At 64.1% G+C, this 25,884-nt stretch carries 23 protein-coding genes; 13 read left to right on the top strand and 10 right to left on the bottom strand.

All coding sequences use genetic code 11. From position 1 onward, the window contains the following. The first annotated feature begins 22 nt into the window (after positions 1-22). On the top strand, positions 23-838 hold the full coding sequence (locus JJ896_07205; protein ID MBO6779425.1) for a family 16 glycosylhydrolase: 816 nt from the start codon (positions 23-25) through the stop codon (positions 836-838). On the opposite strand, the gene JJ896_07200 is transcribed toward JJ896_07205, so the two are convergent. Together JJ896_07200 and JJ896_07195 are read right to left on the bottom strand one after the other, a co-directional pair. Further along, on the bottom strand, positions 816-1,355 hold the full coding sequence (locus JJ896_07200; GenBank protein ID MBO6779424.1) for a Uma2 family endonuclease: 540 nt from the start codon (positions 1,353-1,355) through the stop codon (positions 816-818). The two genes, JJ896_07205 and JJ896_07200, sit on opposite strands and share 23 nt — an antisense overlap. 173 nt (positions 1,356-1,528) lie before the next feature. After that, on the bottom strand, positions 1,529-4,075 hold the full coding sequence (locus tag JJ896_07195; protein ID MBO6779423.1) for a hypothetical protein: 2,547 nt from the start codon (positions 4,073-4,075) through the stop codon (positions 1,529-1,531). A 16-nt stretch (positions 4,076-4,091) separates the two neighbouring features. On the opposite strand from JJ896_07195, the gene JJ896_07190 reads away from it, so the two are divergent. The 3 genes from JJ896_07190 (at position 4,092) to JJ896_07180 (ending at position 7,933) form a co-directional block, all read left to right on the top strand. Further along, the gene (locus JJ896_07190; GenBank protein ID MBO6779422.1) at positions 4,092-4,604 is read left to right on the top strand and encodes a cupin domain-containing protein; all 513 of its coding nucleotides are present in this window, start codon (positions 4,092-4,094) and stop codon (positions 4,602-4,604) included. A 67-nt stretch (positions 4,605-4,671) separates the two neighbouring features. Further along, positions 4,672-7,161, top strand: a complete 2,490-nt coding sequence (locus JJ896_07185; GenBank protein MBO6779421.1) for a hypothetical protein — start codon at positions 4,672-4,674, stop codon at positions 7,159-7,161. Positions 7,162-7,453: 292 nt separating this feature from the next. After that, positions 7,454-7,933: a DUF4199 domain-containing protein gene (locus JJ896_07180; protein MBO6779420.1), complete on the top strand. Its 480-nt coding sequence runs from the start codon at positions 7,454-7,456 to the stop codon at positions 7,931-7,933. Between the two features lies 1 nt (position 7,934). Here JJ896_07180 and JJ896_07175 read toward each other — a convergent pair whose 3' ends face one another. The 4 genes from JJ896_07175 to JJ896_07160 all read right to left on the bottom strand — a co-directional run bounded on the left by JJ896_07175 (position 7,935) and on the right by JJ896_07160 (position 12,199). Then, positions 7,935-9,107 (bottom strand): beta-lactamase family protein, encoded by a 1,173-nt coding sequence (locus JJ896_07175; GenBank protein ID MBO6779419.1) that lies wholly within the window; start codon positions 9,105-9,107, stop codon positions 7,935-7,937. Between the two features lie 69 nt (positions 9,108-9,176). Further along, complete coding sequence (locus JJ896_07170; GenBank protein ID MBO6779418.1) at positions 9,177-9,458, bottom strand: N-acetyltransferase; 282 nt, start codon at positions 9,456-9,458, stop codon at positions 9,177-9,179. Between the two features lie 27 nt (positions 9,459-9,485). Then, positions 9,486-11,714: a xanthine dehydrogenase family protein molybdopterin-binding subunit gene (locus JJ896_07165; GenBank protein ID MBO6779417.1), complete on the bottom strand. Its 2,229-nt coding sequence runs from the start codon at positions 11,712-11,714 to the stop codon at positions 9,486-9,488. 29 nt (positions 11,715-11,743) lie between these two features. Beyond that, positions 11,744-12,199, bottom strand: coding sequence for a (2Fe-2S)-binding protein (locus tag JJ896_07160; protein MBO6779416.1), 456 nt, complete (start codon positions 12,197-12,199; stop codon positions 11,744-11,746). Between the two features lie 505 nt (positions 12,200-12,704). Here JJ896_07160 and JJ896_07155 point away from each other — a divergent pair. Further along, entirely contained in the window at positions 12,705-13,520 is an 816-nt protein-coding gene (locus JJ896_07155; protein MBO6779415.1) for a hypothetical protein, read from the top strand. A 408-nt stretch (positions 13,521-13,928) separates the two neighbouring features. Here the strand turns inward: JJ896_07155 and JJ896_07150 are convergent, their stop codons facing one another. Then, positions 13,929-14,501, bottom strand: coding sequence for a CIA30 family protein (locus tag JJ896_07150; protein MBO6779414.1), 573 nt, complete (start codon positions 14,499-14,501; stop codon positions 13,929-13,931). 270 nt (positions 14,502-14,771) lie between these two features. On the opposite strand from JJ896_07150, the gene JJ896_07145 reads away from it, so the two are divergent. From JJ896_07145 to JJ896_07120, 6 genes are all read left to right on the top strand, one after another. Next, positions 14,772-16,328, top strand: coding sequence for a T9SS type A sorting domain-containing protein (locus tag JJ896_07145; GenBank protein MBO6779413.1), 1,557 nt, complete (start codon positions 14,772-14,774; stop codon positions 16,326-16,328). A gap of 233 nt (positions 16,329-16,561) precedes the next feature. Beyond that, a complete protein-coding gene (locus JJ896_07140; protein MBO6779412.1) occupies positions 16,562-17,254 on the top strand; it encodes a phospholipase D family protein in 693 nt (230 codons plus the stop codon). A 116-nt stretch (positions 17,255-17,370) separates the two neighbouring features. Beyond that, positions 17,371-18,186 carry a hypothetical protein gene (locus JJ896_07135; GenBank protein ID MBO6779411.1) on the top strand — a complete coding sequence of 272 codons (816 nt, stop codon included), beginning with the start codon at positions 17,371-17,373 and terminating at the stop codon, positions 18,184-18,186. Further along, complete coding sequence (locus JJ896_07130; protein ID MBO6779410.1) at positions 18,183-19,310, top strand: nucleotidyltransferase family protein; 1,128 nt, start codon at positions 18,183-18,185, stop codon at positions 19,308-19,310. Before JJ896_07135 ends, JJ896_07130 begins: the two co-directional genes overlap by 4 nt. Then, positions 19,307-19,576, top strand: a complete 270-nt coding sequence (locus JJ896_07125; GenBank protein ID MBO6779409.1) for a PqqD family protein — start codon at positions 19,307-19,309, stop codon at positions 19,574-19,576. The genes JJ896_07130 and JJ896_07125 overlap by 4 nt, the downstream gene beginning before the upstream one ends. Continuing rightward, entirely contained in the window at positions 19,573-19,941 is a 369-nt protein-coding gene (locus JJ896_07120) for a lasso peptide biosynthesis B2 protein (protein MBO6779408.1), read from the top strand. The genes JJ896_07125 and JJ896_07120 overlap by 4 nt, the downstream gene beginning before the upstream one ends. On the opposite strand, the gene JJ896_07115 is transcribed toward JJ896_07120, so the two are convergent. Continuing rightward, a complete protein-coding gene (locus JJ896_07115; protein MBO6779407.1) occupies positions 19,942-20,148 on the bottom strand; it encodes a hypothetical protein in 207 nt (68 codons plus the stop codon). Positions 20,149-20,566: 418 nt separating this feature from the next. Between JJ896_07115 and JJ896_07110 the strand changes: the two genes are divergently transcribed. Both JJ896_07110 and JJ896_07105 read left to right on the top strand, forming a co-directional pair. Next, positions 20,567-21,322, top strand: coding sequence for a DUF2071 domain-containing protein (locus JJ896_07110; protein ID MBO6779406.1), 756 nt, complete (start codon positions 20,567-20,569; stop codon positions 21,320-21,322). 25 nt (positions 21,323-21,347) lie between these two features. Continuing rightward, a complete protein-coding gene (locus JJ896_07105) occupies positions 21,348-22,148 on the top strand; it encodes an endonuclease/exonuclease/phosphatase family protein (GenBank protein MBO6779405.1) in 801 nt (266 codons plus the stop codon). Between the two features lie 35 nt (positions 22,149-22,183). Here JJ896_07105 and JJ896_07100 read toward each other — a convergent pair whose 3' ends face one another. After that, positions 22,184-23,092 (bottom strand): hypothetical protein, encoded by a 909-nt coding sequence (locus JJ896_07100; protein ID MBO6779404.1) that lies wholly within the window; start codon positions 23,090-23,092, stop codon positions 22,184-22,186. 157 nt (positions 23,093-23,249) lie between these two features. Then, positions 23,250-25,883, bottom strand: a complete 2,634-nt coding sequence (locus tag JJ896_07095; GenBank protein ID MBO6779403.1) for an ABC transporter permease — start codon at positions 25,881-25,883, stop codon at positions 23,250-23,252. Position 25,884 lies beyond the last annotated feature (1 nt).

Here is a 25,884-nt window from a genome sequence, read left to right as displayed (position 1 = left end):
CAGACCAATATAACGTCACACCATGCGTCGCGCCACGCTGCTTGTCTGCCTCCCGATCTTCCTCATTTCGTGTTCATCTGAGCCGACCTGGCAGGTTGACTTCTTCGACGACTTCGAGACGTTCGACGAGGCCAACTGGCAAGACCAGATCCTGTGGGTGAACAACGAGGACCAGTGCTACCTGCGGGATGGCGAGCACGGGACACGCGAGGTGTCGGACGGCACGCTGAAACTGCGGGTTGTGGACCTCGGAGAACCCGTCGAATGCGACAACATGAGCAAATTCGGGGAGCAGCATCCGCCGACACAGTTCGTCGCAGGTCGCATCGCCTCAAAGAACCGGAAGGAGTTCGTCAAGGGGCGATGGACGGCGCGGCTTCGCGTGCCGGGGACCGGGCAGCCGGGCATGTTTCCGGCCTGGTGGCTGCTGGGTGCGCGCAACAATGAGCCTCCCGTACAGGAGGCCGATGAGGACATCTGCTGGCCCTCGGTCGGATCCGGCGAAATCGACATCTTCGAGCACCATGGCGCCAATCCGGAGGACAAGTACGTGGCCCGGGCCATCAAGGAGACAGAGCCCTGCAACGGTGATTGGTGGACGTATCAGCGAGACCTGGAAGCGGACATTGACGAGTTCCAGGAGTACGGCGTCGAGTTCGGTGAAACGGACCTCATATACCTGCTCAACGGGCAGGAGGTGGCGCGCAACGACAGTCTGGCCTCAACCTACCCCGAGCCCCTGTTCGCCATCCTGAACTTTGCCAAGATCGAAGCGGGACCCATGGAGGGTCCGTGGGTGATGGAGGTCGACTGGGTCAGGCACGAGAGCCTGAAGTAGGCTGGTCGGCCGGCGGCACAATTTCGGCCACCGGAATCATCACGCTCTCGAGCGCTTCGCACCGGCACACGTCGCCAGAGGCCCAGACTTCTGTCTTCATGAATCGAGCCTCGCTCGGCTTGCGATATCGTTCGACCCTTCGGCCTTCCAGATCGACCACCCAGTACTCGGGAATCGCTTCCTCTGCGTAGAGTCTGAGCTTGGTAGACCTGTCGGACTCCAACGACGATTGCGCGACCTCAATAATCAGCAGACAGTCCTCCCCCCGCAGCCCTGATTCCCAGACATCGAAACCGGGCCGAAGCACAGCCACATCCGGCTCAACCTGAGTATCGCCGGCCATGTTGATCGCGTTCTGAATGGCGACCTGGATTGGCGACTCCAATTGGTCATGCAGGAGGCGTGACAGTCGCTGAACGGATGCGGCGTGCCAGTTGCCGGTCGGACTCACCGTGACCACCTGGCCTCTGATGAGTTCGACACGTTCGTCGTCGCAAATAATCCCTGCTTCCCCCATTGCGAGGTATTCCGGGATTGAGAATCGCCGTGAACCAGCCGAAGGCCGAGAGAGCGACATTGTTGTAAACATTGTAGGAGCAAGGGTCTGACGCAGGCTTCCAGTGGGGTGTTTCTCCACTAGAGGCGCGCACCATCGCTCCTGTAACGCCAGAGGGAGCGCTTGACCAGGTCCTAGTACGCTGGCCCCAGGAAGATCGCGTTGGTCAACAGCCGGCTGGATCCGTGCCAGAACGCGCGGAAATAGACTCGGTCCATGAAGGCCGTCACGTGCCCGCGCCCCTGCTGCTGAACCACCACGCCGGCCGAACCCGGGAGGTCGGCCAGCTTCTCATCGGAGATGTAGCCACTGAGGATACCCCGGTCTGAATACCGACCAACGCCTGCACTCGAGAGCTCCGGAGCCTCATAGAACGTGTTGCCCTGTCGGAATACAGGCAGCCGCTCCGGCAGCCCAAAGGCCAGCGGGTGCGTGGTATCCAGTTCGAGCTCAAAGATGGCTCCTCCGATGGCCTGGGCACCCCGCGTGTCGCCGAGATCTTCGTAGGCAACTCCGTCCAGCGGCAGGTCGAATTCTTTCGCTTCCAGCGTCAGGAGTTCATTCTGACGCGCCCAGTTGACAGCCGAGTCCTGCAGGATCAGGCGCCCGCCTCCCCGCACCCAGGCGCGGACCGCATCGGCATTCAGATCCCCGTACCACCCACCGGCCAGGATCAGGGTGGTGTAGTGGTCCAGATCGTCGCCGATTCCATCCGCGTCGCGCAGCGAAACCGGCATTTGGTAGTGCTCGGAAAGCAGGTGCCACACCTCACCGGCCTGGTACATGGACGTGCCTTCTCCGGTCACCAGGGCAACGCGGGGCAACTCCAGCGGCTGCGTGCTGCGGCCTCCGAGGTCAGGCCCTGCCGGGGTCAGCCCCGTGTCGGCTGCATACACCTGAACGCGCTCGTTGGCTACGGCTTCGGCAACCAGCGCATGCACGTCCGGGCCAGCCTCATCCGCGGAAGCGAACGCCCGCGGGACGACCGGAACGATCAGTGTGCCACGTTCGAAGTCCAGCACCTCACCCCCGACCATTGCGGAAAAAGGCCGCGTTGCGACCGTGGGTGTCACGCCCGCCTCCAGAATCCGAAGCGCCGCCCGGGCAGCCCACTGCTGGTCCCATGGGATGAGGTAGGCATGCCGCGCGCTCGTTCCGGTAATGCTTCCGGAAACGCTACCTGCCTGAACCGGGTCTCCCAGAAGCCCTGCCGGATCGGCGGTCAGTTCCGCGTACTCCAGGTCGTAGGCCAGCGGCAGGGTCCAGGTCGAGACATCGTAGAACAGCGAGTCTCCAAACGTGCGCATCGTTTCGAATGCTGCTTCCAGGAGGCGCCCCTGGCGCTGGGCGATCGGCAGCACATAGGCCGCACCGGCCTCAAATCGCCGGCCGTCGACCACCACATCGTCCGCGAGCTCAAACGCATCGATGTCGTGTCGTGCCATGAGCTCGAGCATCATGTCTGCGCGCACTCCGCCACGATCCAGACTGACCACGTAGCCCTTTACGGGGCTCCGCCGGGTGAACTCCGGGACAGCTGCGTAGAAGTCGCGGTGGTTCTCCAGAAGCTCGACACGGTGCTCGACGAGACCCTTCAACGTCGAAATGGACGTCGCGAACTGATTGCGCACGGTGAACGCGTAGGTCATGTCGCCCAGGGAAGTCGACGCCTTGAGAGCGCGCGATGAGGCCTGCTCGAACAGGATGCCGACAGCTCCATTGATATCGGGGAAGGTGGAGCCTTTGCCGTAGTAGAAATCGTCAAAGCCCTCGGCCGTGTAGTAGGCCGTACCGATTGCATCCAGCGCCGCGGCATGGTGGTCCGCCAGGGCGGCGGTCAATTCAAACGTGCGCTCCGGGGTGTTCGGATTGTTGCGGCTCGGCACGCCCGGCATGAAGAAGAAGGTCGCATCGCCACCCATTTCGTGGTGGTCTGTGAGCACCTGCGGACGCCAAGCATGAAAGACATTCATGCGGCCCTGGCTTTCCGGGTGCTGCGCCGGCAGCCAGTCGCGATTGAGATCGAACCAGTAGTGATTCGTACGGCCGTAGGGCCATGGTTCGTTGTGCTCCCGGTCTTCCGGGTCCACCGTCGCCACGGTACCGCGATTGCCGTTGACCCAATCGGTGAAGCGATCCCGTCCGTCGGGGTTGAACAGCGGATCCACGATGAGAATCGTCTGATCGAGGGCCTGGTCGATCCAGTCTCCCTGGCCTGCCGCCAGGTAGTACAGGTACAACACCGCGGCTTCGGTGCCGGAGGCTTCATTGCCGTGGATGCTGTACCCCTGGTAGGCCACCACCGGCATATCGGTCAGATCGGCCGATCCGGGGTCCTCGGAGAGCTGAGCGTTTGCCGCCTGCAGCTCCGAGAGCCGGGTGTGGTTGCCCGGGGAGGTGACAATGGCGTGGATCAGGGGTCGACCCTCATAGGAGCGCGCATGCTCGTCCACGGTGACCCGATCGCTGGCCGCCGCCACCGCCTCGAAATACCGCACGACCTCATGCGGAAAGGTGTGCTTGGTGCCTATTTCATGCCCCAGCACCTCTGTCGGCGTCGGTATCGCGGGATCGAACCGCTCGATCTCCGGGAAGGGCACCGAAAGCGAAAATGGAAAATTCTGGGCCTGCAGCGGCAGCGTCACTGCCAGCGTGACCAGCACGCACACGAAACGACTCATGGTATCCAATCGGTTGATGCCGCAACTTCCGGCATTCTTCCATGAGTTGCCTACTCCGGTGAGCGAAGCTTCGAACCTGATTTCCCGGCTTGGCCTGTCGCCGCACCCCGAAGGAGGGTGGTATCGCAGGGTCTACGAGTCGGGCACGAGCGATGCGGGCGAACGGCCCGTAATGACGTCCATTCTGTATCTGCTCGCTGCCGGCGAGATCAGCCGATGGCATGTGGTGGACGCCGACGAGGCCTGGCACTTCAGCGGCGGCGCCGGAATCCGGCTGTACACGTTCGACCCGGAGTCCCGCACCCTGCAGTCCGTTGTGCTGGGACCAGCCTCCGCCGAGGAGAGTGCCCCCAGCCATGTCGTGCCCGCGGGTGTCTGGCAGGCAGCCGAGCCAGTCGGTGCCTTGGGTCTTGTCGGCTGTACCGTTGCGCCCGGATTTCGGTTTGATGGTTTCAGCCTGATCGCCGAGACCGGCGAGGGCCGTGAGCACTTTGAGGGCCCGCTGAGGGGCCTTGATAGACTGCTCTAGTCGGCCGAGCGACCCTCCGGAGGTAATCTCCCCCTACAAACAACCGGCTCCCGACCCGTTCTCCCGCATGAAATGCCTTCCCGCCCTCCTGTCCGTGATAGTGACTGGCTCTTTCGTGGCTTGCTCGAACCCGGCGCCGCCGGCCCCCGGAGTGCCGCTGCAACTCGCTCAGGAGCGCGCCGAGCGCTTCTCGGACGTGCGCTATCGTTTACACCTCGAGCTCCCCGAGTCGCGCACCGAGCCCATCGCCGGCGAGATCACCGTCTCGTTCCAGCGGCATGCGCCCGGCCCAGTCGTGCTTGACTTCGTGCCTGGCACCGTGGACAGCGTCGCCGGCGGACTGGATTTCGAGGTCGTCAACGAGCACGTGGTCATCCCGGGAGCGATGGACTCGATAACTCTCCACTTCACCGCCGGCGACGCCTCGCTGAATCGCAACGACGACTTCCTCTACGCGCTCTTCGTCCCGGACCGCGCCCGCATGGCCATCCCCGTTTTCGACCAGCCCAATCTGAAGGCGCGCTGGAGCCTGTCCCTGGCTATCCCCGAAGCGTGGACGGCAGTCAGCAACGGGGCGCTGACGGGCGATGAGCTCTCCGGCGGAACGCGCCGCCTGGAGTTTGCCGAAACCGAGCCGATTCCCACCTACCTGTTCGCCTTCGCCGCCGGCCAATTCCAGACCGTGACCGGGGAGCGTGACGGCAGGTCGATGACCATGTACCACCGCGAGTCGGATATCGACAAGGTCACCCGGAATCAAGGCGACATCTTCGATCTGCACGCGGCATCGCTCGCCTGGCTCGAGCAGTACACCGCCATCGACTACCCCTTCGGCAAGTTCGACTTCGTACTCATCCCGTCTTTCCAGTTCGGCGGCATGGAGCACCCCGGCGCGATCTACTACCGCTCCTCGAGCCTCATGCTGGATGAGAATCCGCCCGTCACCAGGCAGCTGGGGCGCGCAAGTCTGATCGCCCACGAGACGGCGCACATGTGGTTCGGGGATCTGGTCACCATGGACTGGTTCGACGACGTCTGGACCAAAGAGGTGTACGCCAACTTCATGGCGGCGAAGATCGTGCAGCCTTCCTTCCCGGAGATCGACCACGAGCTGCGCTTTCTGCTTTCGCACTACCCCTCGGCCTACGGGGTGGATCGAACGGCAGGTGCCAACGCCATCCGGCAGGATCTGGACAATCTGAACGAGGCCGGCAGCCTCTACGGCGCCATCATTTATCAGAAGGCCCCCATGGTGATGCGCATGCTGGAGCAGCGCATCGGCGAGATCACATTCCAGGACGGAATCCGGGAATACCTGGAGCGTTTTGCGTTCGGCAACGCCACCTGGCCCGAACTGATCGAGATCCTGGACGCGCGCTCGCCGGAAGACCTGGCCTCCTGGAGCGAGGCCTGGGTTGAAGAACCAGGACGCCCCGTCGTGGACGTGCAGATTGCGGACGGCGTGCTGCGGTTTGAGGAATCGGACCCGTTCGGCCGCGGCCTGACCTGGCCGCAGGAGCATACCGCGATCGTGTTCTCGGGCGATGGGGCCGCGGCCGTCGCAGCGGGCGAAGCCGCCCCCGAAGGCGCGGCGTTCATCCTGCCCAATGCGGCCGGACAGGGCTACGCAGACTACCGGCTGGGCGCGGCAGGGGCGATGGCCCTGCTTGAAGGCGCGCCGCGCCTTGAGGCGCCGGTTGACCGTGGCGCCGCCTGGTTGACACTGCATGACGCGGTGTTGAACGGCACGCTTTCCCCGGTTGCATTCCTGGAACAGGCATCGCTGCAGTTGCCGAATGAGCCTGTGGAGTTGCTGCGCCAGCACATCGGCAGCCGAATCCGTGGCGTGTACTGGGGCCTGCTGGCTCCTTCCCAGCGCGAGGCATGGGCGCCCCGCCTGGAGGGCCTCTTCGACACCATGCGCACCGGGTCCGAGACGCCTGGCGAGCGGAACGCCTGGTACCAGGCCTGGCAGGACGTGGCGTTGAGCAATGAGGCCATCGCCCGCATGGAGCAGATCTGGATCAGCGAAGTGCCCCCTGAAGGCGTGACTCTCTCGGAGTGGGACTACGCCGGGATGGCTCGGGAGTTGGCACTTCGCGGAATTGATGTGCTGGAGGCGCAATCGGAGCGGCTGACTGATCGCGACCGCAAGCGTCGGTTCGAGGCGTCCATGGAGGCCGGCTCACCGGATCCCGCGGTGCGGGAGGCGTGGTTCGCCAGGCTCGCTGATGTCGAGAACAGGGCCGTCGAGTCCCAGGTGCTGGAGGGCATGCGCATGCTGCACCATGCGCTCCGGGCCCGGGAATCCGAGCACCTGATTCGGCCGGCTCTGGACCTGACACTCGAAATTCAGCGCACCGGGGACATTTTCTTCCCGGGGCGGTGGCTGCACGCGACCCTCGACGGACACCAGACCGGCTCGGCGGCGGGCATCGTGCGTGCATTCGTGGAGGGCCTGCCGGAGGACTATCCCGAGAAGCTGAAGGGCAAGGTTCTGCAGGCCGCGGACGGGGTATATCGGGCAGCGGAAATCAGTGAGGACTGGAGGCCCTGAGGACCCTGACGTCCTCAAGGTCCTTGGGTCGGGCGGCGGCCTCCTTGCTGGACGGCCACGGCGTAGCCACCTACGACCAGGTATCGCACCTCATGATCGTTCAATGACGCGAACAGGTCCTCGAAGTCCCGGGCTCGGTCATCCGACCCACCGGCGGCGGTTCGCGCCGATTGTCAGATCCGGACCTTCCGCGGCGCGTGCGCGATCGCGGCTGCGGGATTCATGACTGGGTGGTAGGCTCGGTGTGCGCAAGCTACCTTCTGCTCCCCCCTCCACCATTCAGGCACTCGCCATGCAAGCCAATGTCCGCTGGGGCCTCGTGCTCGGCGCCTCCGTTTTTGTTGTGACCCTGGTCTTCGCCCTGCTGGGCTGGCACAAGACATTCAGCATGTCTTTTGCCTTCCTGGCGATAGCCATCGGACTGAACATCGTCGCGGTCGTGCAGTGCCTGCGCGCCTACGGCCAGAATGCGACGTGGGGCGGCCAGGTTCTGAACGGCCTCGTGGTGGGCGCGGTGGCTTCGGTGCTGATCTTCGCCGGCTCGCTACTGGTCACCACCGTGATCTTCCCCGAGTACTTCGCGGAGATGGCGGAAGGTTACCGCACGGCCTACGCTGACATGGGGCTGTCCGAGGCGGAGGTTGAGGATCTTGTTGCCGCGACCGAAAACACCTCCGCAGTCCGGTCCGCCTTCGACGGCGTGGTGGGCACGATGGTGACCAGCCTGCTGGTTGCCGCCATCGGCGGTATCTGGATCCGTAAGAAGGACTGACCTACCAGCCGCCCTCCGGCTTCAGGATTTCCAGGACAGCATCAGCCAGCACGTCCGACGGCGTGTATGGACGCTCGTCGCTGGTATCACGCCGATAATGCTGGTCTCCGTTGGTCAGCACGACCAGAGTCACACCGCGATCCGGGTTGTGCTTGACCGTGGTCGTGTACCCGGTTGTAGACCCGGTATGTCCCCAGAAACCGTCCTTGACACCAAGGGCGAAGCTGTAGGCTCGACCCGGCTGGTTGGGAGGAAACCTGGACTCCCTGAAACGCTCGGCTCTCATGGCCGCGGAAAGACCACTTCCGCTACCGATGATTTCGGCCCATATGCGAAGGTCGGCGAGGGTTGACACCATGTCGCCGGTGCCGTAGCCCCAGGTCGGGTTCCAGTCCGTCACGTCGTGCACCTCGCGCGAGCCCTCGGCCAGACCCTGCGTGGAATAGCCTCGGGGATACGGACTGGGCAAAGAGGCATTGGTCGGCATCAGCGTATTCGACATACCGGCCGGAGTCAGCAGGTAGGTGCGAAAGAGATCACGCAGTGGTGTGCCGGTCTCCTGTTCGGCAATCAGGCCCAACATGGCCAGATTCGTATTGTTGTAGGCGAAGTCTGTCCCGGGGTCAAAACAATAGCCTGGCACGATCGGGCATTCCGCCGCTGTGTTGTCCCACCCAATCTGGATCACATCCATGGGCCGCCATGTGATGTTCCCGCCCGCGAAGAGGGCGGCCTGAAAGTCCGGGTCAAACGTGTAAGTCGCGTAGCCGCTTTCCATGCGCCCCAGATGGCGGATGGTGACCTCTGAGGCCCGCGGGGCGTCCGGCAGATACATGTCGACGGTGTCGTCCAGAGAGAGCACTCCCTCATCCACCAGGCGCAGGATCAGCTCTCCGGTGAAGGTCTTGGTGACACTGCCGATGCGGAAGTGCAAGTCGGTGCTCATCGGAGCACTCCTGGCCCGGTCAACATGCCCTAGGGTGTGGGTCCACTCATCGTCACCCATCCAGACACCTACGATGGCACCGGCCAGGTCCAGATCCGCGCGCTGGGCTTCGAGAGCAGATGACAGGGCTTCGACTGTCGCGTCGTCGAATTGGCTCGTCGTACCGTTTGGATCGGAATCACAGGCGACGAAGGCAAACAGAAATACGGTTGCTAGTAAACGGCGCATAACTGAGCTCTTCAGGACAATGCATGGGTAAATGTAACCGAATCAAGCCTTTGGGGCCAGAAGCGGATACTACCTAAGCACGTCGCGAATCGAGGCGTCCTTCTCGAACTGGGACCGCGCGAACGGACAGAGCGGCAGAATTTTGACTCCTCGCTCTCTGGCCAACGCCACCACCGAGTCCAGCAGAAACCGACCTGCGCCCGTGCCACGTAGACTGTCGTCGACCTCTGTGTGATCGATGATCAGCAAGGCGTCACCAGCGCGACTGTAGGTCATCTCGGCCTGCGGCCCATCGCTCGAGCCCACGAAGGCCCGGCCTTTCGTGTCTGACTCCTCAATGTGTACTTCCATGGCGCTAAAACCGGCGGAATCAGCAGTCTAGCCCGTCGCTTCCTGAACCATTAGCTCCAGCTGCGGCGCAAACGGCTGGTCCGCAAGTCGGCGGCCCGTCGCCTGGTACAGTGCATTCGCAAGCGCGCCAAAAATCGGCGGAAAGGGCGGCTCCCCGAGCCCCGTCGGATCGATGCCGTTGTCGACAAAATGCACGTCGATGGACTTGGGGGCTTCCCCGTGCCGGATCATCCTGTAGGTGTCGAAATTGCGCTTCTGGGGCACGCCCTGCTCGAATGTCAGCTGCCCGTACATCGCGTTGCCGATGCCGTCCACGATCGCGCCTTCCGCCATGTTGACCGCCGCATCAGGGTTGACGACAATGCCGCAATCGACGGCGCAGCAAACCCGTTCCACCACCGGCGTGCCGTCCCGCATGGACAGGTCGAGCACGTGCGCCGCGTAGGAGTTGTGGCAGAAGTAGGCGGCCACGCCACGATGCACATCCGCTGAAGCCGTCTCACCCCAGCCAGACTTTTCGCGCACCAGATCGAGCACACCGGCAAGCCGGGCCGCGTCGTAGTCGTTGCCCTGCCCCACCGGATCGTTCTGTGCCCGGTCCAGCATCTCCATGCGGAGAGCGATGGGGTCCTTGCCCATGGCCTCGGCCAATTCATCCAGGAAGGACTGCTCCGCCCCGGCGATGAAATTCGAACGCGGCGCGCGGAAGGCACCTATCGTGATGTTTGAGGGAATGGCCCATGACTCGGCGAGATAGTTCTCAACGGCGCCGGCCGGGAATCGGTTGGCAAACAGCGGGGTCTCGGGAATGCCTCCGGCCTTGACGTGAAACGCGATCAGGTTGTCGTCCGCATCCAGCGCTGCCCGATAGGTGGCGTGATAGGTCGGCCGATAGATCCCGTAGGTCATATCGTCCTCCCGCGTGTAGATCAGCTTGACCGGGGCGCCGACCTGCTGCGAGATAACTGCGGCTTCCACCATGTAGTGACTGTAGGCGCGACGACCGAACCCTCCACCCATGCGTGTCGGGTGGATTTCGATGGCTTCGACGGGCAATCCCAATCGCGCCGACAGCGTGCGCTCGATGATCTCCGGGGCCTGCACCGGACCTGCCAGGTCGGCGTGGTCTTCGGTAACGTGCGCCACGCAGTTGATGGGCTCCATCGGGTTGTGCGCGAGGTACGGGGCCGTGTAGCTGCGCTCGATCACCCGGGCGGCCCGGGTGAACGCGGCCTCGGGGTTTCCATCGCGTCTGGCGATCTGGCCGGGTCTCGCCGCCATCTCCTCCATGCGGCGCTTGTGGTCCTCCGAGTTCTCGAGTCCCTGGGGCACCGTCCCTCCTGCCGGGATGGGTTGCCACTCGGCCTGCAGGGCCCGCTTCGCCTTGAGTACCTGCCATGTGGTCTCACCGACGACCGCTACCAGCTCCGGAAAGGCGTTCGTATCGAAGAAATTGGGCTGGTAGTCGTCATTGTAGGTCTTGAAGGAGAAGACGTCCCGGATGCCCGGCATGGACCGGACTGAGGTCCCATCGACCGACCTCAGCTGCATGCCGAATGCCGGAGGGTGCACGATCATCGCCACCAGCATGCCTTCTTCCTGCCGGTCGATGGCGAAAAGCGGCTTGCCCGTCACAATGTCCTTCGCGTCGACGTTCTTGCGAGACGTGCCGATGATTCGGAAATCCGACGCGTCCTTGAGCTCGACTTCCGCGGGCACGGGGACGGCCGATGCCGCCTGCGCCATCTCACCGTAACCGGCCTCATTGCCGCTGGCGGCATGTCGCAGCACGCCGGCTTCTGCTGTGACCTCATCGAACGGGACCTGCCAAGCGTCCGCCGCGGCCTGCCGGAGCATGTGCCGAGCAGCCCCTCCAGCCATGCGCAGCCCTGACCACGCCCGGCGGATGCCCTGGCTGCCCCCCGTGAACTGCCGCGGAAATACCGCCGCATCAAACCGGGCCTGCTCCACCAGCACGTGCCTCCAGTCGACATCGAGCTCCTCGGCCACGATCATCGGCATCGACGTCTTGACGTTCTGACCGAACTCCGGATTGGGTGCTGTGATGGTCACCACCCCGTTGTTACCGATGCTCACATAGCCGTTGATGTCGAACCACTCGTCCGGCATCACCATCTCGGGCTCCTGCGGACGACATCCGGCCATCCAGTTGAACCCAATGACCAGGCCACCCCCGGCGAGCGCGGAAGCCTTGAGAAACGAACGACGATTGAGGGTAGTCTTGACGGTAGCCACGGCTGTGCGGGTCTGGGATGGGCGGAGCGCTACTCGGCGGCCGCGGTCTTGATGGCGGCGTGAATGCGGGTGTAGGTCCCGCATCGACAGATATTGCCGTGCATGGCCTCGTCAATCTCGTTGTCGGTCGGCGACGGATTTGAGGCCAGGAGCGCCGCGGCATTCATGATCTGCCCGGCCTGGCAGTAGCCGCACTGCGGCACGTCATGCTCCAGCCACGCCTTCTGGAGCGGATGATCGCCCCGCTCGGACAGCCCTTCGATGGTCGTGATGCGCTGACCCGCGACCCCGGACACCGGAATCGAACACGAGCGCACGGCGGACCCGTTCAGGTGCACCGTGCAGGCCCCGCATTGCGCGACCCCGCACCCGTACTTGGCGCCCACAAGGCCCAGATGGTCCCGCAGGACCCACAGGACCGGCGTGTCGGGTTCTACATCGACCGTGACGTCACGGCCGTTGACGGTGAGCGTGTACTGGCTCATATGCGATGGCGTGTTGGGCTGACTCGTACAGTAGGGATTGGTGAGGCGGAACGCCAGCGGCGCGGCGGCGGGCGGCGGCCGGGGGCGGCGGGCCAGCGCGGCGGCCGGCGGCGCGGCCGGCGGCGCGGCGGGCTGCGGCGGCGCGGTCGGGCCATTGCGGCGGCGCGGCGGGCCGGCCACGCGGCTGGGGCGGCTTAAGTGGAAAAATCGCCGCCGAGTCCACTCCAAGGCCCGTACCGAGGGGCACGTTGTGGGATAGAGGCCCCTATTACACATCGAGGGGCCGGGCGCCATGACGCCACGTGGAAAAAGGCCCCACGGTTCCACCTACGCACGGGCGGCCTTGCGCCGGGCGGGACTGTAATATGCGAGAATGAAGGATGGACTCAGAGAACAACCCCAAACGACGAAGGCGCAAAAAGGCAGAATCCGGTCCGCCGAACGCCCGCCTTCCAAAGCTTGCCCGAGAGGGCGCCTGCAAGCCGTTGTGGGAGAGGCCTGGCGCATGGCCTTCTGCGCCACCGTTGCGCTCGCCCTGGCGGCCTGCACGCCTTCCACGCAGCTGGACATGGAGTCGAGTTCACTTCCCGACGACATGCTTGGCTCATATGTCGAAGACCTGGACACGGCGTGTCGGCAGTACCTCCGCATGTTTTCCGTGTACAGGAGGGGCGACGACTCATTTGGGGTCCATGAAATCATCTCACAGGCAGGCCGTCTATGGGCCGGTCAGACCTACACATGGCCGGCCGGATCAATTGTCGCAGGCCGGGACAGTGGATGGACGTACCTGTCGTCGCGTGGGAAAATACTCTCTTCGATCAGCCGGCAGCCCTACGGCTTCGCGTTCCACACTCCGGATGGCCTGTGGACCAACAGGCGCCTGTACCCGGAGACCGGGCTGACCGAAACTGAACTTCCGCGCGACGCCTGGCTAGATTGGACGGGTTCGTGGTTCGTTGTGTCGGGCTTTGATGCGAAAGGTTCGGAGACGCAGATCAACTCGGATTCCGAACTCAAACTCGGGCCGGGTGCCGCCTTCACCCTATTGCGACGGGAGGCGCAGCGCAACGTCATCTGGCAAGACTCTGTGACGGCGTTGGTCTCAGAGGGAAGCGTGCACGAGTTGCGCCTCCGCGACGGAGACGTTTACCGATTGGCATGCCCGACAGTGGTCGCGGGGAAACTGACATTCTCGCTGGCACCTACCGTTTCATCGGCTGCTTCCAGGTTGCGGGACGCATTTGAGCTGGAGGACACAACTTCCTCGCTTCGGCTTGTCTGGAAGAACTCCGGTGGACTCCCGTTGGGGGCCAGGTAGACGCTCTGGTTCGCTTTCGCGCGGGTGCGGTGCGCCGGGGCGCAGGGCGACGGCGCGTTGACGGGCTGCGGCGGGGGCCAGAGGAGCGGCCAGACGCCATGGCGGGCTGCAGCGTGAGTGGAAAAGACGCCGCCGAGTCCACCTTACGCCCCCGTGCCAGGAGCGCGTTGTGGGATCGAGGCCCCTATTACATATCGAGACGCCGGGCATCGCGGGCGAAGTGGAAAGAGGCCCCGCGGTTCCACGTCCGCACGGGCGGCCCCGCGGTTCCACGTCCGCACGGGCGGCCCCTCGGGTTCACGTCCGCACGGGCGGCCCCTCGGGTTCACGTCCGCACGGGCGGCCCCGCACCGGCGGCCTCGCGCCGGGCACCGCACCTGAAACCGCGCAGACGGCACAGGGAACGCGTCAGTCGCGATACGCTCGAATTGAGTCTACTTCCAGGCCAAAGGCACCGTCAATCCCGTCGGCGATGTACAGCCCGAACCCTCGAATTCCCGCAGGATCGATCGGACTCGGGTTAACGGGTCTGCCAAACACGCTGGCCTGCAACGACGAGAAGGGCACTCTTACCCATTGCCATTCGCTCGAGGTTGGGAACGATGCCCTTCGAGACACAGCCCTTCCCCGCCACCTCGTACCGTCCGACACCTCCAGCTCGAAGGTCCGCCCGGAGCCTCGCACAAGCAGTTCAATCCCATCAAATCCGCCCAAATCGGCGCTTGCACGCGTGCGAATGGACGTGAAGCCACCGCCGCGCGTCACCAAAACGCCAGTGAATCGAAGCGCACCGTCTTCCACGGCTACGTAGCCGCGGGACCGACCGCCCATGACCCCATCGTTCACCACCTGCCACCGAGCCTCGCTCTCTGATTCGAAGTCAAACAGGTTTGTCGCAGGCATTTCGGGCGATGGGCTCTGAGCCCCGGTGGTCAGGGAGAAGAAGCCGGCGGCAAAAAAAGTGATCAGGGCAAGGCGCATCGGGTCATGGACATATGAGACCAGGTGTAGGCTTGCGACGGCGGTTCTGTTTCGCCGTTGATCCTACCCCGGCGCGTGCCAGCGCAACCGCCCATCGCCACGGACGATTGGACCCGCGAGCGCCGCGTCCGGGGCACCCGTGAGTGCCCTGTCATCCCCGTCGGCACCCTGCCAGAGACCGGCGGGGAGTGTGGAGGCGCTGTCTCGCCCATCGACCGGGAGATGCGCAGGGTGGAGCAACTACCGTTTTCCCACCCTTCCCTTACGACTATGCGCTTCCTCACTTGCTGCCTTGCCCTGGTCCTCCTTGCCCTCCCCAGCCGCGCCCAGACCAGTGACGAGTGCACCGCCCCGTTTACGGGTTCGGCCAGGCTTTCCGTCAACAGCCTTAGGGCACCTGTCAGCACTACGCGCCCTCTGTTTCTCAATGGCGGTCTGGAACTGTCCAGTATCGAGCCGGAGACCATTCTTTCATGCTTGATGACAGAACTCGTGGCCGTGAGAGGTGACACGCTCAGGCGCGCCGCCCAGCACTATCGGCCGGGCCCCCGACACATGCCGGATGGCGAGTGTGGCCCGGCGAACAGGGTGTGGCGAATCGACAGAAGCGACCTGGAGGCGTTCGACCGAACCGGGGTTGCCACCGAGGATATCCGCGACTGGCCGGTCGCGCTCGGCGCACCCGTCAGCGATGGAGACGGCCTGGCCGGCAACTACAATCTGGAGGGAGGAGACCGGCCCACGCTCTTTGGCGATGAAACCGTCTGGTGGGTCATGCACGATCGGCCCTACAACGACAACATGCAGCAGCCCGGACTCGACATTCAGGTAACCGCTTACGCGTTTCGCGGGGTCGGGGCGGTTGGCAATTCCACACTATACCGATACCGGTTCGTGAACACCTCCGGCTCTCCTCTGGAGAACGTGCGCCTGGGTCTTGCTCCGGAGGTGGAAGTACAGAATCGACGCGTATGGTCGGGCTCGCGACCAGACTCCGATCTTGCCTATTTCTATTCGTCGGCACCCGAAGTGGAGGGTCGTGCCGTAGGCATGGCTCTTCTACCCGCCACGCTCTGGCCCTCCGATGCCGGACTCAAGCCCCCGGCGACACCTGACGCATCGTCGCTCCACAGCTTCGTCGTAGAGGTCCACCGCGAGTTGGACTGGGGATACTTTGGCACCGATCAGGTCATGGATGGGCGACAGCGGAACGGCAGTGCCATCAGGGGCAAGGGGGACGGAGTGGGCACGTCGGGGCCACCGACCCGCTACATGTTCGATGGGGATCCGCTCACAGGTTCCGGGTGGACCATGGCAAACCCCGGTGCCGGCGCCTCGCTGTCGGGGTATTTCCATAACTCGATAGCCTCGACCACTCCGTTCGACCTAGCGCCCGGCGCGTCTGCGGATCTGGTATTCGCGGTCTCGGTGGCTACCGGCGAACACCCGCGTGCTGCGCTGGCTACCCTCTTTGACCAGACGGACCGCATTCGGGCCAACGCGGCCTACCTGCTCAGCCCCGACGTTCGAGCCCGCGAGCGGGTTGTGGTCCCGCCGACCTTCGAATTGTCTGCGTCGGCAGCCTACCCAAATCCCTTCAGCTCGACCTCCAGTATCGACTTCACCGTTGAAGTCGAGGCCGACGTGCGGCTGATCGTCTTCGATGCCATCGGAAGGGTGGTGCAGCGGTCCGAATTGGGGCGATTGCCTCCCGGTGAACACGCGACGCGAATCGAGGGATCGGAGTTGCCGCCGGGCACCTATCTGTACCGGCTCGCCATTGGAGCCGCCGTGACAACTGGAGTGGTCATGCGAACGCCCCGGTAGGGCGAGGCTCTCTGGCGGCGCGGTGCGGCGCCTGACGCACCGAGGCGGCGCGGGCTTGCGTTATTGACCCCGAGTCCGCCGGCAAGCGCCTCAGCGAAACGGGTCCAATCGGCGACGCCGCGTTGCGAACTGTCCGGGCGATGCCTCTATACCCTGACAACCCGTTCGAAACTGCCGGTTGTGGAATGCCGCCCCTCGCTTCCGCTTTGACCGGCCCAAATCAGAGGCATACTGTGGAATCCGACCCCCTCAATCGACTGGCGCCTGAGCTGCGTCGAGCACTGGATGGAAACACGCCCCGCGATTCCACATCGCCGGACCGGCCGCGAGGTCCCCTTGGCCGAGGTCGTCGGGAGGCGACAAAACGCATCAAGTGGACACCGGACCGGCTCTGGCTCGCCTGGCGCGCCGAGGACAAGACGCGCGTGGCCACCACACTCGGATGCGGCCTCTCAAACGTGTATGCGCGGATCCAGGCTTTTCGTTCGACTACACCGGGTGGATCGGCGGCGCGGCACTTCGTGGACCGCGACATACACCTTCAGATGGGAAGGATGCTGCAGGACGCGCGCTACGAGGCATTGGCAGCGGTGGCGTTCCTTTCCCCGGCTCCACCGCCGGTCTTCGACGACCTTCTGGCCGCGTCGCGGCGAGGCGTACGGGTCCGACTTCTGTTCCGCAGCGACAACCTGACGGGGCATATCGTGCGTTCGCTGCAAGACGCCGGGGTCGCCTTTCGCACGCTTGCCGACCTGCACGCCAAGTTTCTGGTGACGGACACTACCGCCATGAACGGCAGCGCCAACCTTACCACGTCATCCGCCGACAGAGCGTCCGAAGTCGCCACGTTCTTCAGCGACCCGGCTCTCGTCTACGAGCTTCGAACCGTGTTCTCCGCGTATTGGCGACGAGCACGTCCGTTCTGACCGCCGGGACACCGAGATCTGACCGGCCACGCGCGCCAGCGCTTCAGCCCGGGTTAAAGGAACGCCTTCGGGAGCGGGACTATCTTGACGACTCCTCCGTTGTGCCCCTTCCGCGGTTGACCACTTACACAGCATACGGCCTCGTTGTCCAGAGCGACCTGGCCCTTCCGTTTTCTCTGGCCCCGACCGGCACGACGGGGCAGGTGACGGTTCGCGCGGGCCGGTTCCATGTGCCGAGGATGAAGCGTGACGGCCCGCTGAGCTTTCGGCTTGATGACGAGTTCTGGTACTTCCAGTGGCCGGGTGAAGCGACGTACCGGATGGCGACGGACGAAGTCGTGGTGATGCTCGACGGCGATCCGGCGGCGGCGGGCGAGCGCCTGTCCGGACAACTCATGGGACTATTCCTGCGCAGGGCCGGGAGAATCGTGCTTCACGGCAACGTCGTCTCCCGCCATGGCCTGGCCATCTGCCTGCTAGGAGCCACAGGGATGGGCAAGACAACCTTGACGGGAGCTCTACTCGCCACGGGCTGGGCCTTTCTCTCTGATGACCTGTGTGTCCTGGAGGAGGGCACGGGTGGCTGGAGTGTGCAGCCTGGGCCCGGCCGGTTGAAGGTGCGAGCGGGCGGGCCGCTCAAACAACTTGAGAGGGTTACACCCAGCGCGTCTGGCGCAACACTGAAAGGAATCGCAGTACTGGAGGCCGGCGGCCCGGTGGTTTTGGAGCCGCTGGCGGGGCCCGAGGCCCTACTGGAACTGATTCGCCATGCCCATATGCCTCGCTCGCTGGACGTATCAGGGCTTGCTGACGCCCATCTGCAGCGGGTGGGAGGCCTGGCGGGCGCGATCCCGATAGGCCGCCTACGCCGAGGTTCCACCTTGACCGACCTCCCGCAGGTCGTCGAGATCCTCGACCGCATGATCCAATGACCGGCGATCCGGTGTTGCAATTCCTGGCTCGCGGTGTGGCAGCCCTGTCGCGCGGCGACACGGGTCCCCTGCCGGACCCACCCAATCCGCCCGCGAACGGCAAGCGGCTTGTGGCCCTGGCGGCCCACCACGGCCTCGCCGGCTGGGTCGAGCGCTGGCTTCCCGAAGATCATCCTGACCGGACTGCGGTGGGTGCAGTGGCGAGTCTGGCTGCCGTCCGGTCCATGGAAACATGCGGAGCGCTGCTGGATCTGGCGCAGGCCCTGGACGCCGCCGACATCCCATTTCTTCAGTTCAAGGGACCGAGCACCGCCATCAGATACCACGGGGATATTCGGCTGCGACCCTTCATGGACCTCGATGTGCTTGTGCCGCCCCAGAGCATGGACGAGGCCTGCCGGGCCGCCGAGGCCGCCGGATTCCACCTGGATCCGGCCTATGACACGGAGCACCAGCCACGCCTGCAACCGAAGCACCTGTCGCACATCCGCGGTGCGGTGCGGCTGGAGATACACCGTCGCCTGGCCGATTTCCCCGGCCTCGACGCCCCAGCTGAGCAGTTCCTTGCGGACCGGACCTGTTTTGAGGTTTCAGGCCGCAAGATCCCGGCCCTGAATCCAACCCACGCGCTGTGGCACGCAGCCACGCACGGAACCGGTCATGCGTTCCTGGCCCTGAAGTGGCTGGCGGACCTGGCCCTCATGAGCCGCGATACCCGGGCACTCGAATCCGGGCTCGAAATGGCATCGCGTACCGGAATGGCGGCGTCTTTCCTGTGTGGCATGGCCATGCTGGCCGATCTGGGAGTAGAACTTCCGGACGCAGTACGAAGACCCCTGGACCACCGCTACCGGCAACTTCGCGGCCTGGTGGCCCGATCCTGGCAGGCTCTTGAGGTGCCTCACACAGGTCTTGCACTCACTGCCCACCGTCTCCGCATGCTGCCGCCGACGCTCCGGCTGCGACGAGTGGCCCAACTGGGCTTCACGCCCAATGCGCGCGATTGGACCGCGGTGCCCTGGTTACATCCGGACACGCCGATCGTCTTCAGCGTGATTCGGCCTGTGCGCCTGATGTGGCGTACCTTTCAGGAGCTTTCGAAACAGAGAGGCGCCCGCCCATGACGGTACAGATCGCCGGACACCCGGTGGCCAGCCGGCCTGATGATGAGTCGGTGGTCATCCTCGGCTCTGACCGCAAGTACTACTCGTTGACCGGTCCCGGGCGCCTGGTCTGGGATCTCTTGTCCGCGGGCCCGCGCACACGGCCTGAATTGGTAGCTGCCATCGTCCAGTCGTACGAGGTCGAAGCCCCCAGAGCCGGCGCGGACCTGGACGCGCTGCTGGGCCAGCTGATGGAGGCCGGTCTCGTGGAGCAGGCCGCCGCGTGAGGCAGACGCTGGCGCGCGTGGAAGTCCTGGCCGAACTGTCTCTGGCCCGACTTGGGTGGCGCGCCGTGCCTCCGCCGCGGGAGGCCCCGGAGGCGAGCGAGGCTGACATTCGGCGCGCCCTGGCCCTTGCCGCCCGTGTGCACCACGTTGCCCAGGTACTTGGACTCCAGCAAGCCTGCCTGCCCCGAGCCACTGCGCTACATCACCTGCTCAAGCGGCGAGGCATTCCCTCAGGGTTCCGCCTTGGAAGTCGCCTCACCAATGGCAGGCTTGAGTCACACGCCTGGGTCGAACTCGGCGGGCGGGTTGTGTTGGGGGATCTGCCTGATCTGGAGACCTACCGGCCGTTTGAGGTCGCGGACTGACTAGCGACTCGGTGCCGACGGCAGACCGGGCGAGGCCATCGCAAACAGGCTTCCGAAGAGCAGTTGGTCCAGTCCTCCGTACTCGGCCTTTGTGAGTTGGTCCAGATTGCCGTGATCGGTGAGCACCGGCGTCTTGTATGCCTTGCGTCGCGCAGACCCAGCAGGCTGGCGGCTCACGTCCAATACTGAAGGGGAGATCCGAGTCATCTTCCTAGTAGGCTGCGTTGACGAACCGCTGCCGGGGCGATTCAAGGTCGCAAAAATACATGCCCGACGGCCGCCGACCCAGTATCGAGGTGCTCTCTGAAGCCGCGGGCGTGCGATTCCTGCCTTATCACGCGCCGAACTCCGTGACGTGCGGGGGCCAAGATGCCTCTCATGCCGCCGGCTGGCAATACCCGATTGGCCGCATGAGTGGAATCAGGCACCCGGATTCTACCTGGCCTTCCCCGCGCACAGTGGCCACATGGAATCCGACCCCCATTTTCGACTTGCCCCCCCGATCCAACGACCCATACATGGAACAGGGCCCCCGAATCCCACTTTGGGGGTAAATTCGCTTCAGCACGGGTTCCCCAAATGGATCGCACGCCTTCCCAACGCGGGGCCGACCACGTGGACTGCCATGCACCCCTCACTCGAGCATACTGCCCATCGCCCGTGGCCGCTTCCTGACGGGCGATGGACATGGCGCCAGTCCTGGTGCGACCTCCTGTTTGCGCACTGGAGAGTACCGGCGGCCCTGCTGCGCCCGCTGGTGCCGGCCGGCCTGAACGTTCAGGAGTTCGACGGATCGTCCTGGGTCGGCGTCGTGCCGTTTCGCATGGCCGGGGTCGTGCGTCGGCCTTTTCCGGATCTGCCGTGGATCTCGGCGTTTCCGGAGCTGAATGTGCGCCTCTATGTGGAGGCCGAGGGCAAACCCGGCGTGTGGTTTCTGAGTCTGGATGCCACGAATCCACTGGCCGTCTGGGCAGCCCGGCGGTGGTTTCACCTGCCCTACCACAGGGCGAGCATCAACTTCCGAAGCGACGAGTCGGGCATCCACTACGTCGCGCAGCGGGATGGAAGCGGCGCCGGCTTCTCCGCGACATACGGACCATGCGGCGAGCCGTACCGGGCCACACCGGGCGGGCTGGATCACTGGTTGACCGAGCGGTATTGCCTGTACGCCACGCATCCCGACGGGGCCCTGCTTCGCAATGAGGTGCACCACCGGCCGTGGCCGCTCCAGCCGGCCCGGGCCTGGATCACGGCGAACTCGATGCTCGCGGAATGGGGCATGCCACTCCGCGGTGAGCCGATCCTGCACTACGCCCGGCGGGTCGATGTCGTGGTGTGGGACGCCGAGCGGGTCTACGGTGCCCAGCGGGCGGCGGGATAAAACGCAGCGGCTGCTACTTTCAGGGATGAAACGACAAGGACGACTTGGCCCCCTCATCGCCTTAGGCGCGAGTCTGATCATCGGGGCCTGCCGGGCTCCGGAGACGCCTTCGGCCCCACAGCCGCCAGACACCCTGCGCGTCATGGCCTACAACATTCACCACGGCGAGGGCATGGATGGCGTGCTTGACCTCGACCGCATCGCTCGGCTGATCCTTGAGGTGAATCCGGACCTGCTGGCCCTTCAGGAAGTGGACAGTGTGGTCACTCGTACGGCCGGCGTCGACCAGGCAAGCGAACTGGGACAAATGACTGGCATGGAGCCGGTTTTCGGCCGCTTCATGCCCTACAAGGGAGGTGCTTATGGCATGGCGGTGCTGACCCGGCTTCCCGTGGTCGAATCGGAAAACGTTCGTCTGCCTGACGGGGACGAACCCCGCTCGGCGGTCTCAGTCACGGTCGAGACGCCGCAGGGCCGGCATCTGCGTTTCACCGGAATCCACTTCTATCGCACCCTCGCCGAACGCCTGGCGCAGGCGCAATCACTCGAACAACAGATCACGGGCGATGGGGTCGCGGAAGTCCTGGCCGGGGATTTCAACTCGACGCCCGGGGATTCGGTGATGGTCTACCTTGGAGAGCGGTGGAGGGTGCTCTCCAAGGGTGAGGACCGGTTTACGTTCTCGTCCTTCGCCCCGGAGCGTGAGATCGACTTCATTCTGGTGCGTCCTGATTCGTCCTTTGAGTGGCTGCGGCACTGGCTGCTGGACGAACCGGTGATTTCGGATCACCGGCCACTTGTCGCGGATTTGCTGCTGCGGGACTGAGCTGTCCGCCAAGGCCGGTTGGCGCGAACCCGGGTTCACCCTCCAAAATCCCGTTTCATGGCGGCATTGAAACGAACCAGTTGTGCCTCGAGCGGCTCCATTCCTTTCGCCGCGCGTCGATCATCCACGCGTTCCGGATCGATCATGGGGCGGGGTTCAAACTGCCCGGTCTTGTCATTCATCTCCATCTGAGTGCCATACACCTGGAGACGTCCCAGCTCGAGCTCCGTGCGATCGAGAATGTGCGCGTAGTCTGACCAATCAGCCTCGCCTGCTCGGCATGCGGACTCAAGCGCGGGGAGATACCGCTGGCGGGTCTCCAGGTCTGCATGGTTTACCAGATTTCCGGCGGCGTAGGCCGCTTCCTCTCCCACCCGCGACTTGTAGGGCCAGCCTTTTTCGTCGAGCAGCTTGAATATTACCTGCTCGTTGCGGGCGTGGTTGGCCTGCATGGCGTCAGCGAGCGCAGTCAGCACCGGAGACTCAGGTCCCATCGTTCGGAACCCGTACATGATGTGCCAGCGATACGCCCACTCGCGCATCCGGGCGTTGAGCAACTCCTTTGCGTATGTGCGATCGAAATCCTCACCCACACTGCCGGCCAGATGGTTCAGGACGCGGTCCTCAACCGTGGTCCACCTTGAATCGCGGGTCAGGAAAAACAGGTCAGGATCGTAGAGCGGCTTTGCACTCATATCGGACGCCAGCGAGACGTCCAGATAGTGGAACGCGCTGTCGGGGAATTGTCCCTGCAGGGCATATGTACTGGCGATGGCGTACGCCACGTCTGCCCCCGAACTCACGAGCGCGTCACGATAGGCTTCGATTGCGCTCGAGAAGTTGCCGCTGGCACGAAGACTGTCGGCGACTGGCACCGCTGATTCTTGCGCCCGGACGGGATCGATGGCTACGGTGACAATGACCAGGAGGACGAGTCGTGACATGGTGCGACGGCGTTGTTTCGGGCAGAAACGTAGGTTTGGCTTGCGTCGCTTGCTGAGGGTGTCGACGAACTACAGGCTTGCGTCGGTGGATTACACCTTGCACACGGCCGCGCCGGGCTCGACGGCCGGGAGCACACCCCCGGCGCCAGCAATTAGTCTACCGTCCCAGCGCCTTGGCCGGATTCACCCTGGCGGCACGCCACGACTGCCATCCGGCGGTGAACCACGCCATCGCCAGAATCAGCCCACCCGCACCGAGCACCGACCAGACGCTCAGCGGCGCCCGGTATGCATACCCCTCCAGCCAACGGTTCATGGCCATCCACGCGGCGGGGGCGCCGATAAGGAAGCCAATCAGCACCAGCAGACTGAACTCCCGGTTTAGCATGGTGACAACTCCAAACACCGAGGCGCCAAGGGCCTTGCGAATGCCGATCTCTTTGGTTCGCTGCTCGGCGGTATACGAGGCCAGTCCCAAGAGGCCCAGGCAGGCGATCAGAATAGCCAGATACGCCGCGGCACCCATCACTCCGGCAAGCCGTTGCTCCGTCTGATAAAGGGCATTGTATTCCCGGTCCAGGAACTGGTAACTGAAGGGACTCCCCCCCGTGGCCGCTCTCCAGGTGGACCTGATCGCCTCGAGCGTGCCAGAGACGTTTCGGCCATCCATTTTGACCAGGAGCACGTTCCAGGACGGCTCGACAAACAGGGCCAGAGGCTGGATCTGCTCGGTCAGGGGCAGGAAATTGTAGTCTTGGATTACGCCGACCACATCGCCCATTCTGGTCCCGCCGGAGACACTCAAGCGCTGCCCAATCGCGGTCTCCGGCGTCCAGCCCGCCAGCCGTACCATGTCTTCGTTGATGACGTATTGGTAGCGAGCGCTGTCCGGTCTGGCGAGCAGGTTGCCAGGGTTCGAGAAGCCGGTTCCTGCGATAAGCTCCAGCCCAAGCGCATCCACAATGTCCGGGTCCACCGGCGTTGCAGAAACGGATGGATTGTCGTCTTGCGGAGTTTCCAAAAAGAGACTGTAGCCTCCTTCCTGTTTGCCCGGAATGGCATTGGTCGCCGCCACCTCCAGGATGCTGGCCTGGCTGGAGAGCTCCGATTTCAGGGCGGGGATGGCCTGACGGGACGCCCTGTCGGCAAGCGGAATCACAGCGACATGCTCGCGATCAAACCCCAGGTCTCCCGTGCGGATGAGATCCAATTGACCGAGAACGGACCACGTGCCGACCAACAGGAATACAGTCAGCGCGAACTGGCTTACCACAAGTGCCCGGCGCAGGTGTCCGCCCGAACCGCTCGAGCCTTTTGCGCCCTTCAGTACCACGGCGGGGTGGAATCGGCTGAGCAACATCGCGGGGTAGAGACCAGCTGCAACGGAAGTAGCCGCCAGAATCGCCGCCAGGAGGACCCATAGCCAGGGGTCCGCAAAGGCGCTGAGCGCCAGGTCTTTCCCACTCAGTTGCGAGAAAGTCGGCAGTAGGACCATCGCCATGACGACTCCCACGGTCAGCGCGAGAAACGCCATCACGCCGGACTCACCAAAGAACTGACGCATCAGCTGCCCCCGGTGGGCACCGAGGGCTTTGCGCACACCCACTTCGACGGCGCGCCTGCCGGACCGAGCCGTTGAGAGGTTGATGTAATTGATGCAGGCCGCCCCCAGAATCAGCACCGCCAGGGCCGCCAGAATCCAGACGAATCGTGCCCGCCCTTCGTGAACGAGGTGGATATCGGTCAGCCGTTGATACGCAAAGGAGACCCCCTCCCGCGCACCCGCTTCAGACTGGGCCCGTGCCACCAGATCCCTGACGCCCTGATCAATGGCAGGCAGGGCTTCCGGGGAAGACAGCAACAGGTACGTGTAGAAATTTGCGGAGTCCCAGATCTCTCGCGACGCCCATCGAGTAGACACAAAGGACGCGAGCACATCGAATTGCAGGTGGGACGTCGAGGGGACATCCTGCATGACCCCCGTCACTTCAAAGTCCACCGACGCGATGCGCAACGTCTGGCCTACGAGGTTCGTGGTCCGAGCGAAGTAGCGGCGTGCCGCCGTTTGGCTGATCACTACCGTCCTGGGTCTAACCAGCGCCTCCTCGGGCACGCCCTCGGAAAACGGGAGCGTAAAGACGTCGAACACCGTCGAGTCGGCATACATGAAGCCATGCTCCTGCCAGCTTTCCTGGCCGGTCTGGATGGTAACCGCGCGGAATTGACCGATGTCGTAGAGGCGTGTGGCTCGCTCCACCTGCGCAAACTCCCGCGCCAACAGCGGCGCTACAACGGTCGGCGTCACTTCAATCTGGCGACCGTCCGGGACCTGCATGACCACTCGCACAATGCGATCGGCGTGCTCATTGAACCGGTCAAATGAGCGCTCACTCCTGACAAACAGGATGATCAAGAGGCTGCAGGCTATGCCGACGGCCAGTCCCGTCACGTTCAGGACGGTGTAGCCAGGGTTGCGCATGAGACCGCGGATGGCAATTACGGCCTGGCTACGAACGATGGCCCATTCAGCCAGAAGGGAGGTGCGCAGGAGCCCCTTGCGGCGGAGCTTTCCCCAGTAGACCTGCTGATAGGCCTCCCGGGTTCGCTGATCCGAAACGACTTCATCCCGCGCCTTTTCGAATGCGTCCTGCGGCGAGTAGCCCTCCGTCCGCAGTTCATGGATGTGGTCACGGACGTGGCGCTCCAGTTCGTCCAGATCTTCTGGCAGCATCGATCTGCCGGTGGCCAGGGCTTTTCTCCAGGCCCGAAGGGCTGCTTCAAGATCAAACATG

The sequence above is a fragment of the Rhodothermales bacterium genome, from assembly GCA_017643395.1.
Lineage (GTDB): Bacteria > Bacteroidota > Rhodothermia > Rhodothermales > UBA10348 > JABDJZ01.
The sequence above is the reverse complement of the archived record's forward strand: the minus strand, read 5'-3'. Positions and strand labels throughout refer to the sequence as shown.